We start from the raw sequence: 14,082 nt of genomic DNA on the forward strand, positions 1-14,082 counted from the left end.
CATGAGCAGTAACCACACCGATCCGAGCCACGAAGGAAGAACGGACGCGGGCGCGGGGACGAGTGGATCGCCCGACATCACGTGTGACGACGGCCTGTTGGCCGACCTGAACGACCTGCTTGCCGGCAATCTCGAAGCCACCGTCGGCGAGCACGGCACGGAGGACTTCTACGAGCTGTACGTCCTCCCCGATCCCGACCCCGAGAGCCAGGTCCACCTCGTCATGCTGCTCTCGGCCGATGGCGAGCTGTTCCACGCCGCCACGTTCGACGTCGACGACCTCGAAACGACCACGGCGCACACGAAGCTCCTCGACCGATGATCGCCGGACTCCTCGGTGCGCTGGTGAACCTCGTCGTCGGGGTCCTCGTTGGCGGGCTCACGATCTACGTCGGTGTCCCGCTGGGGGCAGGGGGGGCGACGCCCACCGGCGAAGAGTCGTTCGCCACCGCAGCGGTCGGCGCGGTGCTCGCCGTCGTCGTGGCGCTGCTGTTCGGCTGGATCCCCCTCCTGGGAGCGATCCTGCCGGCCGCGGCGTGGGTCGGCGTCGTCGGCCACCGGACCGATGCGCGCCCCCCGACAGCGGTCGGGGTCGGCGTCGTCGCGTGGGCGATCGCACTCGTGATGACGAACGGCCTCTCCGTCCTCCTGCTCGGCGGGTTTCAGTGAGACTGGTGGCGCTGCTCCCGACCCACACCGATTACTGCACACCATGACCGAAACGACGAATCACAGGGACCGCACCGAGTGGCGAGCGATCGATTCACCGACCGACAAGACGCTTCTCGGCGTCGTCGAAACCGTCCGCGGCCCGTACGCGGTCGGCGAGGACGGGGTAGTTCTCGCACGCGACGAGGCTGGATGGACGACGGTGATCGGGGCCGGGCCAGCGACCAAGCGCAACCGGCTCACCTGCGCCGCGGTCACGCCCGACCGCGAGCGGTGCTGGTTCGCGGGCGACAGCGGCGCGCTCGGGATGTACGACACCACCTCCGGCCGGAAGTACGACTACACCGCCCCGATGGAGAAGACGAGCACGTGGGAGGCGATCGCGGTCGCCGGCACACCCGACGACGAGCGCCTCTGCGTCGCGAACGGGTCGGGGGAACTGCTCCCGATCGGGTTCGACGACCGCGGCTGTCCGCAGTACGGTGCAGTCACCGAACCCGGTGGTGGCTCGACGATCGCCACACTTGCTGCCGACGCGACTGCCTGCTACGCCGCCGACACCAGCGGTGGCGTCTTCGCAACCGCCGACGAGGAGTGGGCCCAGATCGGGATCGACTGCGCGCAGGTCAACTTCTACGGAATGTGCACCGCGGACGGGACACTGCTCGTCGGCGGCGGTGACGGCATGCTCTATCGCTACGACCGCGCGTGCGGCAACTGGACACCGCTCTCGGTCGGCGAGGCGGCGATTCACGGCCTCGCCAGCGACGAACACGCTGCGAGCCACGATGACGGAACGCGCGCAGTTGCGGTGGGCGAGAGTGGAGCGGTCATCGAACGAACGCCCGGCCGAGGCTGGCGCGGCATCGACTCCCCGACTGAATCCGACCTCTGGGGGATCGCGCTCGGAGCCACCGACGTCGCGGTCGGCGAGGACGGAACGATCATCGAACGCTGAACACGACACATGCACGAACCAAACACATCCGGACGGTCCGAGAGCGACGACGCACGATCGAACGGCGGCCGATCATCGGTTTTGGAGGCGGCCGGTGAGTGAAGAGGTCGCGCTGAACCTCCTCCAGCTGGTGGCGCTGACGATCCCGCCGATCGCGGTCCTGATCCAGATGCTCCGGCGCTCGGAGAACCTCGGATGGCGGATGCGGAAGTGGAGCTTCGGGTTGGCGATCACGAGCGTCGTCGCGTTCATCGGGGCCGGAATCAGCGTGCTGGTGTACTTCATCCGGTATGCGAACGTCCCGGCACTCCTCGGGGCCGGACTGGGATTGGCCGTGCTCGGGTTGGTCCCGTTCGCCCTGTTCACGGGCATCCTCTATCAGGATCACAAGGAGGAGTTCGGTCCGTAACACCCGTTTCGAGACCACGAGAATGCATCGGGCGTAACCGAAAACACGCAGCGACGTCGACGTTTGCCGAGCTTTCAGTCTCATCGATGTTACGTCACCTTCGAGCGCGGTATCGAGACGCAAAGCGCTCGACACATCTCCTGTTGACGGTCGGCAAGGGAGGACCGGCCGCACAGGCCGTCGACTGGCTGATCGCGGGGCTCATCGTCTGCAACGTCGTCGCCGTCGTCTGTGGTACGGTCGATCCGCTGTTCACCCGCTACCAGGCCGTTTTCTATACCTTCGAACTGGTCTCGGTCGGCGTGTTCACCGCCGAGTACGTCCTCCGAGTCTGGTCCGCGACGGCGACCGAGAAGGACGACCATCCGGTTTTCGGCCGCCTGCGATTCATGACGCGGCCCGCGGTCGTGATCGACTTGCTCGCCGTCGCACCCTTCTATCTCGGCACCGTCGTGTTCGTCTCGGACCTCCGGGTGCTCCGCGCGCTCAGGCTCTTCCGGTTCCTCCGGCTGTTCAAGCTCGCGCGATACTCACGGTCGGTGGCGCGGTTCGAACGGGTGGTGAAGCGGAAAACCGGCGATCTGATCGTCGCGATCGCCGGGACGAGTCTCCTCCTCACGCTGGCATCGAGCCTGATGTACTTCGTCGAGCACGACGCCCAGCCCGAGGCGTTTTCGAGCATTCCGGCGGCGCTGTGGTGGGGCGTCGTGACCCTGACGACGGTCGGCTACGGCGATGTCTACCCCGTGACGCCGCTCGGGAAACTCCTCGGCGCGACGGTCGCGGTGCTCGGCACCGGCCTCGTCGCGCTCCCCGCCAGTATCCTCGCTTCGGGGTTCATCGCGGACGACGCCGACACCGATCCCGGCCCTGACCAGTGCCCCCACTGCGGTCACGATCTCGATTGAATCTACCTGGAACCGTCGTCACCCTCCGAAGGGATCATCCAAAAACGACGGAACGCCGGCGAAGCACCGGTCGAAACGCGCGGCTGAACCGTCGACCGACCATCGTCGACGTGTGATCGGTCCGATCCATTTTTTCTCAGATTGTTGGTAGCTTAAGCCGCCTCCGTGGGTATCACAGACTATGCGTCACCGAATCGACGTCGACGGGATGACGTGTGCGGGATGTGAAGCGATCGTCGAAGACAAGGTGGGCGCGGTCGGCGACGTCACGGACGTGACAGCCGATCACGAGACGGGCGTGGTCGCGTTCGCCACGCCACACCCGACGACCGGAAGCTACGTTGAGCAGGTCGTCGCCGATCTCGGATACGAGGTGATCGATCACACGGCCGACTGATCGTCGATGGCTGCAGTTACACGCCGTGAACTTTCGATCACCGAGTACAGAATGCGAGCACTGCCACGAGTACCCAGTCGTCAGTCACTGCCGGCACCGACGCCGGAGCGTGCCGCGATCGTCTTCCACTTCCCGGTCCAGAACCGGAACAGGTTGACGCCCGCGCGGAGGTAGAGATCCGCGAGCATCGCGACGTAGACGGCAACGAGGCCGAGGCCGAGACCAGGCGCGAACGACACACCAACGACGGTGATGGTGAGCGTCGTCGGGAGTGCGAGCGCCGCGATCGGCAGACGAACCAGGGTGCCGAGCAGCGTCCCGTAGAGCGGCCAGCGGGTGTCGCCCGCGCCGCGGAGCCCGCCCCGCATCGTCCGTGAGACGCTGAACGCGATCACGCCGAGCCCGAACACCCGAATGAATTCTACTGTGAGACCGGGCGTGTCGGTCGCGAACAGCAGTGCGATCGGGCGCGCGAACAGTACGAGCACGCCCGCGATCAGGAGCTGTGTCGGCAGCGCGATCCGGAGGGTCTGCCAGGCGTAGTCGTTCGCTTCCTCTGCGTCGCCAGCGCCGACGTGCTGGCCCACGAGCGTGCTCGATGCGGTGGAGTAGCCCCACGCCGGCATCATCGCGAGCAGCATGACCCGCCGCGCGATCGCGTACGCGGCGACCACGCCCGTGCCGAGGCTCGCGAGAACGAACAGGAACGGGAATCTCCCAAAGGTCCGGATCAGCTGGAGGCCGGCGAGCGGGTAGCCGACCCGGATCACTTCCCGAGCGATGTCGGTCGACCACTGCGTGCCCCCGAGCCGCAGCCGAACGGAGTAGCGCCCGGAAGTAAGCAGTACGAAGAAGATCACCCCCGCAAGGACGTTCGCGATCGTCGTACCCCACGCCGCGCCGGCGACGCCGAGCGCGGGGAACACGCTGACCCCGAAGATGAGGACGGCGTTCAGGACGATGTTGACCGGGATCGTGAGCAGGCGCACGTACATCGGGGTGCGGGTGTCGCCTGCGCCCTGGAGCGCCCGCGCGGCGATCATGCTCCAGAACCGGAAGGAGACCGAGAGCATCACGATCCGGAGGTACGTGCCGCCGAGGGCGATCGTCTGTGGGGCATCGGTGAGCAGGCCGACCATCGCCTCGGCCTCGAACCACGTCACGAGCGTGAGCGGGATCGTGACCGAAAGCGCGAGCCAGAGCGACTGTTTGATGGCGAGGTTCGCTCGCGCGTCCTCGCCGGCCCCGACGAACCGCGAGACGACGCTGATCGTCCCACTCGAAAGCCCGAGCGCGAGCCCGAAGCCGATGAAGTAGTACTGAAAGCCGAGTTCGAGCCCGGCGACCGCCGCGCTTCCGAGCGCGAGGCTCACCATGAAGAAGTCCGTGACTCGGAGCAGCGTCCGAAATCCCCCTGAGACCATCACCGGGACAGCGAGATCGAACGCTTCGGTCCCTTTCTCGCGGTCGACGAGGCCGAGCCGCGCCAGCAACGCAGGGAAGTGGAGCACGGCAGCGTACAGCCGATCTCGTAGTGCTCCGAGCATTTCGAGAGGATATCTCCTTGCGAATCGCTAACTGGCCAGTCAGTATGAACGCTGCGGAACCCCACGTCCCACGCCGCTACGGCGAGTCGATCCCGACGTGTGTCGGCCTCGGCAGACCGGCGTGGTGGCGCGCCGTCGACACAGGATCTTTATCGTGGTGGCGTGAACCAATCCTCACGAATGGCCCAAGAGGAGCGCGAACAGCGTATCGTCGTGACCGAGGACGGCAGGGCGCTCCCGACCGTCGAAATCCTCACGGGGCGCGGATTTGTCACTGGGAAATCGGGAAGCGGAAAGTCGAACACCGCGAGCGTGATCACCGAGCAGCTGCTCACGGACGGGTACAACCTCCTGATCGTCGACACCGAGGGCGAGTACTACGGGCTGAAGGAACGGTTCGAGGTGCTCCACGTCGGTGCCGACGAGTTCTGTGACGTCGAGGTCGCGCCCGACGACGCCGAATCGATCGCCGAGGCCGCCCTCGTCGAGAACGTGCCCGTGATCCTCGACGTATCGGGCTACTTCGACGGCGAAGAGGCCGAAACGCTGATCCACGACGTGGTTGCCCACCTCTTTCGAAAGGAGAAACGCGAGCGCAAGCCGTTCTTGCTCCTGATCGAGGAGATGCAGGAGTACCTCCCGCAGTCCGGCGGCGGCACCGATCTCGCGAAACTCCTGAAACGGATCGGCAAGCGCGGCCGGAAGCGCGGGTTCGGCATCTGCGGGATGTCACAGCGCCCCTCGTCGGTCGACAAGGACTTCATCACCCAGTGTGACTGGCTGGTCTGGCACCGTTTGACGTGGAAGAACGACGTCTCGATCGCGGGTGACGTGCTCGGCTCGGAACGCGCCGACATGATTCAGGACTTCGACGCGGGCGAGGGGTTCCTCCTCACGGACTGGGACGATGCGGTTGATCGCGTCCGATTCCGGCGGAAAGCCACCCACGACGCGGGCGCGACGCCGGGTCTCGATTCGTACGACTCGCCGGCCGGAAGCGGCGCGGCCGACGCACTCCGCTCGGATGGATCGCCGCTCGACACCGACCCCGAGTCGGCACACGTCGATCCGGAGCACGACGCACCGAACCGTGCCGATTCGGACTGGGGGGCCGAGTCGGCGGCAGGCGAGCAGGCGACGGTGACGTCGAACACCGATCTCGACGAGGCGGTGGACGCCGCGTCACCCGATCTCGACGGCGACCGAGCGCTCGACAACATGGACTCGACCGAGCTCGAAGCCGCGGTCGAGCGAGAGCAACAGCGGAATCGTGCGCTCGAAAACGAAGTCGCCGAGCTTCGAGCTACTCAAGCCGACCACCCCGCAGCCAGCGACGCTAATGACGATCCCACCGGCAGGGACACCGGATCGCGGGCTAGACGCGTGATCGATATCCCGAACGACATCGTGTCGTCGCCGCGCCAGCGTCCGACGCCGCCGACCCCGCCGGCTACCGCGGAGGACCACACCGGCGTCGGCGAAGTCATCGCCGAAGTCGGCGATCTCTCGCTGTTCTTGCTTCGGTCGCTCGGCTATCGCCTCCGGCTGGGATCGTACCTGCTCCGTCGGCGACTCGCTGGCGACGATCGGTAAGCGAGCGATTCGCTGCCGACCGTGAACGCGTCTGTTCGTGCTGGCCGGGCCGCCGACAGCGTCGCGTCTTAGCCGACGACTTCCCGCCAGTGGCGCAGCGCCCAGTAGCCGACCCCGCTGCCGATGAGCGCCGCCGCGAAGAAGTAGAGAATGGTCTGTGAGACGAACACTGCGGCCGGGTTCCGGACGGCATAGAGGAGTCCTTCGACACCGAGCGAGACGAGCACGAAGACGATCACGGCCACGATCGCAGCCGTCGTGATGATCGACGTTCCCGCGGCGTCCTGGGTTTCGAGGAGAATGATGACGCCGACGAACGCGACGGCAGCGATCGTCAGATACCACGCGATACGGGAGGAACTCCCTCGCAGATCGCCGTTGAGAAGGGCGAGCAGACCGACGAAGCTCGCGGTGAGAAACAGGGTCGCGACGGCCACGACGACCGAGACCCGGACGAAGAACTGTCGGCGGGAGTCGTTCGATGGCATTCGACCGGAAGGTGACGCGATCGAACAGTAAGGGTTGGGGTCCGTCCGGACTACCCGATCAGGTGGATGAGAACGAACAGGCTCCCGATCGAGGCGACCGTCGTGACGAAGACGTTGAGCGACGCGAACCCCTCGTCACCGCCGATCTCGGTGGTGTAGACGAACGTCGAGACCGCGGTCGGCGTCCCGAACATCACCACGCCCGCGGTCAGCGCCGCGGGATCGACGCCGAGCGTGGAGAAGACGATCCACGCGAGCGCCGGCATCGCGGCGATCTTGAGCGCGACGACCGAGAGCGTCGCACCAGCGTCGACCGACGGCAGATCGAGTTCGAGCGACGCACCGACACAGAGCAACGCAAGCGGGAGCGCGAGCGCACCGAGGCCGTCGAGACCGGCCGCCACGGTCGATGGAACCGCGACGCCGATCTCTCCGACGGCGAGTCCGGCGACCAGCGACGCCAGCACGGGGTTCGTCGCGATCTGACGGAGTTCCTCGCGCACCTGTGCGTCGGCGTCGTTGATCCCGACGAGCACGACGATCGTGAGCGGAACCTGGACCAGCGAGACGATCCCGAGGATCACGCTCGCAATCGCGGTCACCTCGCCGTCGAACGTCGCGGCGACGAGTGGGAGGCCGAGATAGCCGAGGTTCGAGTGGTACGACTGGACGACCGCGACGCTCCGGCGCGCCCGCGACCACCGATCCCGGTGGACGAGCCACGCGAGCGCCGCCGTCGCGAACAGCACGACCAACAGCCCCGCGAGCAGCGCCGGCGAGAGGAGGTCGCCGACCGACTGGTCGTACGTCGCGGTGAAGATCAGCGCCGGGAGCGCGACGTAGTACGCGAGCGCGTTCAGCCGACCAGTCCGCCGATCATCGAGAACCCCGATCGCGCGCAGCCCGGTCCCGGCCAGCACCACGGCGAGCATCGCAAGCAATCGAGCGAGGACTGCCACTACTAGTCCGACTCGCCGCGGGGACTTTCACCGTTCGGATTCGTCGTGACCGTAAACCAGGTCGGAGCCGTGCTCGTTCGATTGGCGCTGCTATTCGCTGTCGGGTTTTGGTTTAAGTAACGATTTGATGAGATTATATTTAATAATATTAACATAAGAGGTCTTCTTCTGTCCTTAAGAGGAGATATGAACTACACTCCAAACACAAAAATCGATGAGTAGTGTTAATCACCTTCTGAGAACGGAATCCCCGTTAGTCTTATTAGATTATAAGCGTAGCTTCAAATTGTGTCGGGTGTGATCCGCAAAGACAGTCTACACAAGCTATTCCACATATCGAGCAAGATTCACGGGAGAGATATCCCCTTGCACCCTGTCTACTGCCCTGATGAAAATCAAGGATATATTCCTGATTGGGCGGATGAACCTCGTAACTGGTATATGTGGGTAGAACAGGAAGGAAAAATCGAATGTCTGAGAGGATATCCAGCACAGTCTCATTATTTTGGACGGGGACCAGAACATCAAGATGATATATACTTTAGATTTAATAATATGATCACACAGTATCTGTGTTACAACTCAATTCTGGAACCACTTGGCCGCATATTTGAAGATATACATAATTTGGGTGCTTCGATTTCGAAGCTGGGGTTGTATGAAAAATTGCCAAAAGCACACAACACTGGCAGGAGTCGCATGATAACATCTGAAGTAGAGTATATCTTTAGCGTATGTAGAAGTATGTATGACTTATTTCAAGAGATCATAGCAAATGTTTGGAACCTGATCGGCGTAGATGGCGGCAACCAACTCCCCCCAACGAGTTTCTCAAGTATTGCACTACATGGAGATCAGCCAGTCTCATCAGAAAATTTGGAAAAGGATTATGGTCTTCTCACATCCATTGCAGAGTTCTATGAGAATGAAGCAGAAACTTTTAGCAAAATAAGGGATTTCAGAGACAATATTTTGCATCATGGGGAAACAGTTAGACTCATTTTCATCACAGATGAGGGGTATGCGGTCAGGTCCGATTTTGAACCTTTTTCTACATTTGACGTGTGGAACGAGGATGATTTCTTAGAAAACGATCTTGCTCCATTCTGGCCCCCAATTGCATTTGTAATCAATCACACTATTGGCGTTTTGGATCGATTTCTCTCCAAACTACAGTTAGAAGTGGCCTTCCTACCTCCTCTCGCCCCTGAATATGTGGTGTTCACGCGGGGAGATTTCATGAAGAATATTGGTCATCTTCCTTCACTAATTGAGGATGACGTTTGGGGAAAAAGAGTCTCAGAAATGCTATCAGACACGTTTGTGGAGACCGATATCACTCTGTGAGATCTACACGAGGTCGTGTCCCTGCTACGGTTAACACGACACTCGAAACTGTGGCTGTCTTTCAAAGGTTTGTTATTCTCTGGTCTTGAACAGGAACTTCATATCGCCGGCGAACACCGACTCGCCGTCCTGGTTGGTCATCTCGCTGTCGATCACCACGAGGCCGGCGTCGTCGCGGCTGTCGAGATCGCGTTTCTCGGTCACCTCGAAGTCGGCGCTCACGGTGTCGCCGATGAACACCGGATTCGGAATATCCATGTAGTTCATGCCGAGGAAGGCTACGACCGTGCGCTCGACGATCCCCGTCCGCTGGAAGAGTCCCGTGGAGAGGATGAACGTCATCGGCCCCTGGGCGATCCGCGCGCCGAACGGGCCGTCCTCGGAATACTCCTTGTTGGTGTGGAGTTCGGTCCAGTCGCCGGTGAACATCGAGTGCATCGCGAAATCGGTCTCCGTCACCGTTCGTCCGGCGCTCTCGAAGGTCTGGCCCACGTCCAAGTCCTCGAAGTAGTGCGGCTCGTAGCTGTAGGGCATACTGCCTCATCGATCGCGTGAGGGATACAAGAAACCACCTGTTCGTCCGTCACAGAAGCGCCGGAAATCCTCACACAGCTATCGGAGGAAGCCGAGTAGCTCGTAGTCCTCGTCCGGCGTGTACCGCCGAAGTGCCGCTGGCACTTCGAGATACACGCCTCCTCGAACTATCGCCAGCGGTACAGCAGGCGATAGTCCTCGTCCGGCGTGTACCGCCGGAACAGCAGGCTGTTCGACAGCACTGAGACCGACGAGAACGCCATCGCCGCGGCGGCGAGTGCGGGCTGGAGCAGGCCGAGCGACGCGAGCGGGATCATCGCGGTGTTGTACCCGAGCGCCCAGAAGAGGTTCTGCTTGATCTTCTGGAGCGTGCCGTCACTGATGCGGATCGCCTTCACCACGTCGAGCGGATCGTCGCGCATCAGGGTGACGTCGGCGGCTTCGATCGCGACGTCAGTACCGGAGCCGATCGCGGTCCCGACGTAGGCGGTCGCGAGCGCGGGAGCGTCGTTCACGCCGTCACCGACCATCATCGCACGACTGCCCGATGACTGGATCTCCTCGACCGCGTCGGCCTTGTCTTCGGGGAGCACCTCCGCACGCACGTTCGCGGGATCGATCCCGACCGCCTCGGCGACCGCTCCGGCTGTCCGCTCGTTGTCACCGGTGATCATCTGCACCGCGAGATTGCGGTCGTGGAGCGCCCCAACGGCCTCCTTCGCGCTCTCTTTCACCGTATCCGCGTCGGCGACGAGCCCGAGAAGGCTCCCGCCTCGGGCGACGAGCATCGCGGTCTTCCCCTCGCTCTCCAGCCGTTCGAGTTCGTCCTCAGCAGGTGCGGGGTCGATGTCGTTGTCCCGAATGAGTTTGCGGTTGCCGACGAGCACCTCGTCACCGTCGACCGTCGCCCGAACGCCGTGTCCCGGGACGTTCTCGAACTCGGTCGGGTTGGCGAGAGCGATGCCGCGCTCCTCGGCACCCTCGACGATGGCCTGTGCGAGCGGGTGTTCGCTGCCGGATTCGGCGCTCGCGGCGGCGCAGAGCACGGTCTCCTCGTCGATTTCATCGGTGGCGGGTTCCGTGCCGCTACTGACCGTCTGCGTGCCACCGTCGGTGGCCGTCCCGTTCCCGCCGTCGGTGGCGGTCCGAGCGCCATCGAGTGGAACCACGTCGGTGAGTTCCATTTCGCCCGTCGTGAGCGTCCCCGTCTTGTCGAACACGACCGTATCGACGTCCTTCGCGCGTTCGAGGACGTCGCCACCCTTGAACAGGACGCCGTTTTTCGCCCCGATGGAGGTCCCGACCATCGTCGCCGCCGGGGTTGCGAGCCCGAGCGCGCACGGACACGCGATCAGGACGGCGGAGGCGAACACGACCACCGAGAACTCGAACACCGACACGCCGCCACCGGCGACCGCCGGACCGCCCGCGACGAGCCCCAACAACGGCAGCGCGTCGACGAACCCGGCGAGCGCTGCGGGGAACAGATACCAGACCAGCCCCCAGAGCAGCGCGTTCGCGATCACGATCGGGACGAAGTACGCCGAGATGCGATCTGCGAGGTTCTGGATGTCGGGCTGGCGCGACTGCGCTTCTTTTACTGTCTGAACGATCTGCTGGAGCGCCGTGTCCGCGCCGACCTTGGTCGCCTCGACTACCAGGACGCCGTTCTCGTTGATCGTCGAGCCGACCACCTCATCGCCTTCTTCCTTCTCGACGGGTACCGACTCGCCGGTGACCATCGACTCGTCGACCGCAGACTGGCCGTCGACCACCACGCCGTCGGTCGGGATCTGCTCGCCGGGCCGGACTTTCATCCGGTCACCGACATCGACCTCATCGAGGGGGAGTTCCTCCTCGTTGCCGTCCTCGTCGACGACGGTCGCCGTGTCGGCCTCCATCTCGAGGAGCTGCTGGAGCGCCTCGCCGGCCTGGCCCTTCGAGCGGGCTTCGAGATAGTTGCCGAGCGTGATGAACACGAGGATCAGCGCGGCGGTGTCGAAGTAGAGACTCCCCGCGAGCACTCCCAGAAGAACAACGACCGAGTAGAGATACGCCGTCGAGGAGCCGAGCGCGATCAGCACGTCCATGTTCGCGGTGCGGTTCTTGACGAGCGCCGTGTAGGCGTTCTCGTAGAACGGTCGCCCGAGCACGATCTGGACTGGGGTCGCGAGCAGGAACTCGATCCAGCCGAACTCGATCCCGAACACCGTTTCGGGGAGCGCCCCGCCACCAAGAATGAGCTTCTCGACCATGAACGCGATCAGCGGGAGCGAGAGCGCCGCACCGAACAAGGTGAGTCGGAGCTGGCGGCGGATCTCCTCGCTGCGCGCGGCGTCGCGCTGGTCCTGTTCGGATTCCTCACCCTCGTCGTCGCGAACGGGCGAGTACCCTGCGTCCTCGATCGCCGCGTAAAGCTGCTCGCGGTCGGTTGCGGCGGGGTTGTACTCGACGCTCGCCTCGTCGGTCGCGTAGTTGACCTCTGCCACAATCACGCCGGGGACGTCTTCGAGCGCCTCTTGATTGGTTTCGGCGCAGTTCGAGCACGTCATGTCGGTGATCGCGATCGAGGTCGCAGTGCTGACCGCCTCGTAGCCGGCGTCGTCGACCGCGGCGTAGATTTCCGCGAGCGAGGTCGTCTCTGGGTCGTACTCGACGGTCCCCTCGTCGGTGGCGTAGTTGATGCTCGCCGTCTCCACCCCGTCGAGGTCCTGCAATGCCTCCGTTATCGTCTGTGAACAGTTCGCACAGCTCATCCCCTGAATGTCGAGCTGGGTTTTTCGGTGACTCATTGTCTATCTCTACGGGGTCCTCGTTCAATGCGGTTGCCCCTTCGATCGTCTGGGCCGTACCCCGTCCAAGCTTGTGATTCGAAAGTAGACCTCTGCGATCAGCATCGATCGTAACGTATCGAGAGTCGGTCAGCCGTCCGTGGTCGGTCGCGGGTCGAACCCGACAGCCGGTCAGCGGTGGTCGAAGACGCGTTTGACCTTCCCGACTTCGGTCCGCTCGATCTCGCCGGGTTCGACCACGTCGATCTCGTCGGGTGAGACGTCCAACTGTTCGCCGAGCCGGCCTTCGATCTCGGCCCGAAGCTCGTCCGCGCTCGCGTCGGCCTCGGCGTGGCGTTCGGCAGTCACGTCCATCGTGTCGAGCGAGCCGTCACGCTGGAGATCGAGTCGGTAGTGGGGTGCGATCCCAGTAATGTCGAGCATCGCTTCCTCGATCTGGCTGGCGTAGACGTTGACGCCCCGAACGATCAGGAGGTCGTCGGTCCGACCAGTAATGTTTCCCATCCGGACTGCGGTCCGTCCGCAGTCACACTCGTCCTCGTAGAGCGTGGTGATGTCGCCGGTTCGGTAGCGGAAGACGGGGAGGGCCTCCTTGGTGAGCGAGGTCAGGACGAGTTCGCCTTCCTCGCCCGCCGGGAGCGGTTCGCCGGTCGCGGGATCGACGACCTCGGGGTAGAAATGGTCCTCCCAGACGTGGAGGCCTTCCTGGACCGCAGCGCACTCAACCGCGACGCCGGGGCCGATGATCTCCGACAGGCCGTAGATATCGATTGCGGTGACGTCGAGTGCGTCCTCGATCTCCTCGCGCATCGGGTCGGTGAACGGCTCCGCGCCGATCACCACGGTGGAGACCGGCAAATCGTGGGGATCGACGCCGCGGTCGGCGGCGAAATCCGCGAGATAGAGGCAGTACGATGGGGTGCAGGCGAGCGCGTCGCTTTCCAAGTCTTCCAGCATCGAGAGCTGGCGTGCGGAGTCGCCGCCACCCATCGGAATCACGGTCGCTCCTAACTCCTCGATCCCGTCGTGAAAGCCGAGACCGCCTGTAAAGAGGCCGTAGCCGTAGGCGTTTTGCACCGTGTCACCCGGCTCGACGCCGGCGGTGGCGAGCGAACGCGCCATGACTTCGGCCCACCGATCGAGATCTCCCTCGGTGTACGCAACGATCTTCGGCTTGCCGGTGGTGCCCGAGGAGGCGTGGATCCGGCGGACTTCGCTGTCGTCGACCGCGAACAGCCCGTCGGGGTACTCCGTGCGGAAGTCGTCCTTCGTGGTCATCGGCAGCTTTTGGATGTCGTCGACGCCACCGATGTCGTCGGGAGCGACACCCGCGTCGTCCATCGTCTCGCGATAGAACGGGACGTTCTCGTAGGCGTGACGAACGGTCTCGACGAGGCGCTCGTCTTGAAGGGCGGTGAGTTGCTCGCGCGAGTCCGCGCCCGTCGTTGCTTCGACCATGACGTTCAACCGTTGCTTCGATG

The 14,082-nt window shown here is 63.6% G+C and carries 14 protein-coding genes; 8 read left to right on the top strand and 6 right to left on the bottom strand.

Annotated features, from left to right (window positions below; genetic code table 11):
• Position 1 precedes the first annotated feature (1 nt).
• The 6 genes from PHA81_RS01295 (at position 2) to PHA81_RS01320 (ending at position 3,341) form a co-directional block, all read left to right on the top strand.
• Positions 2–322, top strand: coding sequence for a hypothetical protein (locus tag PHA81_RS01295; protein ID WP_005045969.1), 321 nt, complete (start codon positions 2–4; stop codon positions 320–322).
• Positions 319–669, top strand: coding sequence for a hypothetical protein (locus PHA81_RS01300; protein ID WP_005045965.1), 351 nt, complete (start codon positions 319–321; stop codon positions 667–669). The genes PHA81_RS01295 and PHA81_RS01300 overlap by 4 nt, the downstream gene beginning before the upstream one ends.
• A gap of 43 nt (positions 670–712) precedes the next feature.
• Positions 713–1,627: a hypothetical protein gene (locus tag PHA81_RS01305; RefSeq protein WP_005045963.1), complete on the top strand. Its 915-nt coding sequence runs from the start codon at positions 713–715 to the stop codon at positions 1,625–1,627.
• Between the two features lie 94 nt (positions 1,628–1,721).
• Complete coding sequence (locus PHA81_RS01310; RefSeq protein WP_005045961.1) at positions 1,722–2,036, top strand: hypothetical protein; 315 nt, start codon at positions 1,722–1,724, stop codon at positions 2,034–2,036.
• An 86-nt stretch (positions 2,037–2,122) separates the two neighbouring features.
• A complete protein-coding gene (locus PHA81_RS01315; RefSeq protein WP_049910412.1) occupies positions 2,123–2,944 on the top strand; it encodes an ion transporter in 822 nt (273 codons plus the stop codon).
• A gap of 181 nt (positions 2,945–3,125) precedes the next feature.
• Positions 3,126–3,341: a heavy metal-associated domain-containing protein gene (locus tag PHA81_RS01320; protein WP_005045957.1), complete on the top strand. Its 216-nt coding sequence runs from the start codon at positions 3,126–3,128 to the stop codon at positions 3,339–3,341.
• Between the two features lie 80 nt (positions 3,342–3,421).
• Here the strand turns inward: PHA81_RS01320 and PHA81_RS01325 are convergent, their stop codons facing one another.
• Positions 3,422–4,888: an MATE family efflux transporter gene (locus PHA81_RS01325; RefSeq protein ID WP_005045956.1), complete on the bottom strand. Its 1,467-nt coding sequence runs from the start codon at positions 4,886–4,888 to the stop codon at positions 3,422–3,424.
• 180 nt (positions 4,889–5,068) lie between these two features.
• On the opposite strand from PHA81_RS01325, the gene PHA81_RS01330 reads away from it, so the two are divergent.
• Positions 5,069–6,481 carry a DUF87 domain-containing protein gene (locus PHA81_RS01330; RefSeq protein ID WP_005045954.1) on the top strand — a complete coding sequence of 471 codons (1,413 nt, stop codon included), beginning with the start codon at positions 5,069–5,071 and terminating at the stop codon, positions 6,479–6,481.
• A 68-nt stretch (positions 6,482–6,549) separates the two neighbouring features.
• Here PHA81_RS01330 and PHA81_RS01335 read toward each other — a convergent pair whose 3' ends face one another.
• Together PHA81_RS01335 and PHA81_RS01340 are read right to left on the bottom strand one after the other, a co-directional pair.
• Positions 6,550–6,969, bottom strand: coding sequence for a hypothetical protein (locus PHA81_RS01335; protein WP_005045952.1), 420 nt, complete (start codon positions 6,967–6,969; stop codon positions 6,550–6,552).
• A 50-nt stretch (positions 6,970–7,019) separates the two neighbouring features.
• Positions 7,020–7,928 carry an AEC family transporter gene (locus PHA81_RS01340; RefSeq protein ID WP_049910409.1) on the bottom strand — a complete coding sequence of 303 codons (909 nt, stop codon included), beginning with the start codon at positions 7,926–7,928 and terminating at the stop codon, positions 7,020–7,022.
• Positions 7,929–8,225: 297 nt separating this feature from the next.
• Between PHA81_RS01340 and PHA81_RS01345 the strand changes: the two genes are divergently transcribed.
• Complete coding sequence (locus PHA81_RS01345; protein ID WP_273834799.1) at positions 8,226–9,275, top strand: hypothetical protein; 1,050 nt, start codon at positions 8,226–8,228, stop codon at positions 9,273–9,275.
• A gap of 72 nt (positions 9,276–9,347) precedes the next feature.
• On the opposite strand, the gene PHA81_RS01350 is transcribed toward PHA81_RS01345, so the two are convergent.
• The 3 genes from PHA81_RS01350 to paaK form a co-directional block, all read right to left on the bottom strand.
• The gene (locus PHA81_RS01350; RefSeq protein WP_005045949.1) at positions 9,348–9,809 is read right to left on the bottom strand and encodes a MaoC/PaaZ C-terminal domain-containing protein; all 462 of its coding nucleotides are present in this window, start codon (positions 9,807–9,809) and stop codon (positions 9,348–9,350) included.
• A gap of 167 nt (positions 9,810–9,976) precedes the next feature.
• The gene (locus tag PHA81_RS01355; RefSeq protein ID WP_005045947.1) at positions 9,977–12,601 is read right to left on the bottom strand and encodes an HAD-IC family P-type ATPase; all 2,625 of its coding nucleotides are present in this window, start codon (positions 12,599–12,601) and stop codon (positions 9,977–9,979) included.
• A 171-nt stretch (positions 12,602–12,772) separates the two neighbouring features.
• Positions 12,773–14,059: a phenylacetate--CoA ligase PaaK gene (paaK, locus tag PHA81_RS01360; RefSeq protein WP_005045945.1), complete on the bottom strand. Its 1,287-nt coding sequence runs from the start codon at positions 14,057–14,059 to the stop codon at positions 12,773–12,775.
• Positions 14,060–14,082: the final 23 nt, after the last annotated feature.

It is taken from the genome of Halococcus sp. PRR34, assembly GCF_028617175.1.
Classification (GTDB): Archaea; Halobacteriota; Halobacteria; order Halobacteriales; family Halococcaceae; genus Halococcus; species Halococcus salifodinae.

Excerpts from the sequence above, each read along its gene's own strand:
- PHA81_RS01295 (WP_005045969.1), top strand. The coding sequence starts at position 2 with ATGAGCAGTAACCACACCGATCCGAGCCACGAAGGAAGAACGGACGCG.
- PHA81_RS01300 (WP_005045965.1), top strand. The coding sequence starts at position 319 with ATGATCGCCGGACTCCTCGGTGCGCTGGTGAACCTCGTCGTCGGGGTC.
- PHA81_RS01305 (WP_005045963.1), top strand. The coding sequence starts at position 713 with ATGACCGAAACGACGAATCACAGGGACCGCACCGAGTGGCGAGCGATC.
- PHA81_RS01315 (WP_049910412.1), top strand. The coding sequence starts at position 2,123 with ATGTTACGTCACCTTCGAGCGCGGTATCGAGACGCAAAGCGCTCGACA.
- PHA81_RS01320 (WP_005045957.1), top strand. The coding sequence starts at position 3,126 with ATGCGTCACCGAATCGACGTCGACGGGATGACGTGTGCGGGATGTGAA.
- PHA81_RS01325 (WP_005045956.1), bottom strand. The coding sequence starts at position 4,888 with ATGCTCGGAGCACTACGAGATCGGCTGTACGCTGCCGTGCTCCACTTC.
- PHA81_RS01330 (WP_005045954.1), top strand. The coding sequence starts at position 5,069 with ATGGCCCAAGAGGAGCGCGAACAGCGTATCGTCGTGACCGAGGACGGC.
- PHA81_RS01335 (WP_005045952.1), bottom strand. The coding sequence starts at position 6,969 with ATGCCATCGAACGACTCCCGCCGACAGTTCTTCGTCCGGGTCTCGGTC.
- PHA81_RS01350 (WP_005045949.1), bottom strand. The coding sequence starts at position 9,809 with ATGCCCTACAGCTACGAGCCGCACTACTTCGAGGACTTGGACGTGGGC.
- PHA81_RS01355 (WP_005045947.1), bottom strand. The coding sequence starts at position 12,601 with ATGAGTCACCGAAAAACCCAGCTCGACATTCAGGGGATGAGCTGTGCG.
- paaK (WP_005045945.1), bottom strand. The coding sequence starts at position 14,059 with ATGGTCGAAGCAACGACGGGCGCGGACTCGCGCGAGCAACTCACCGCC.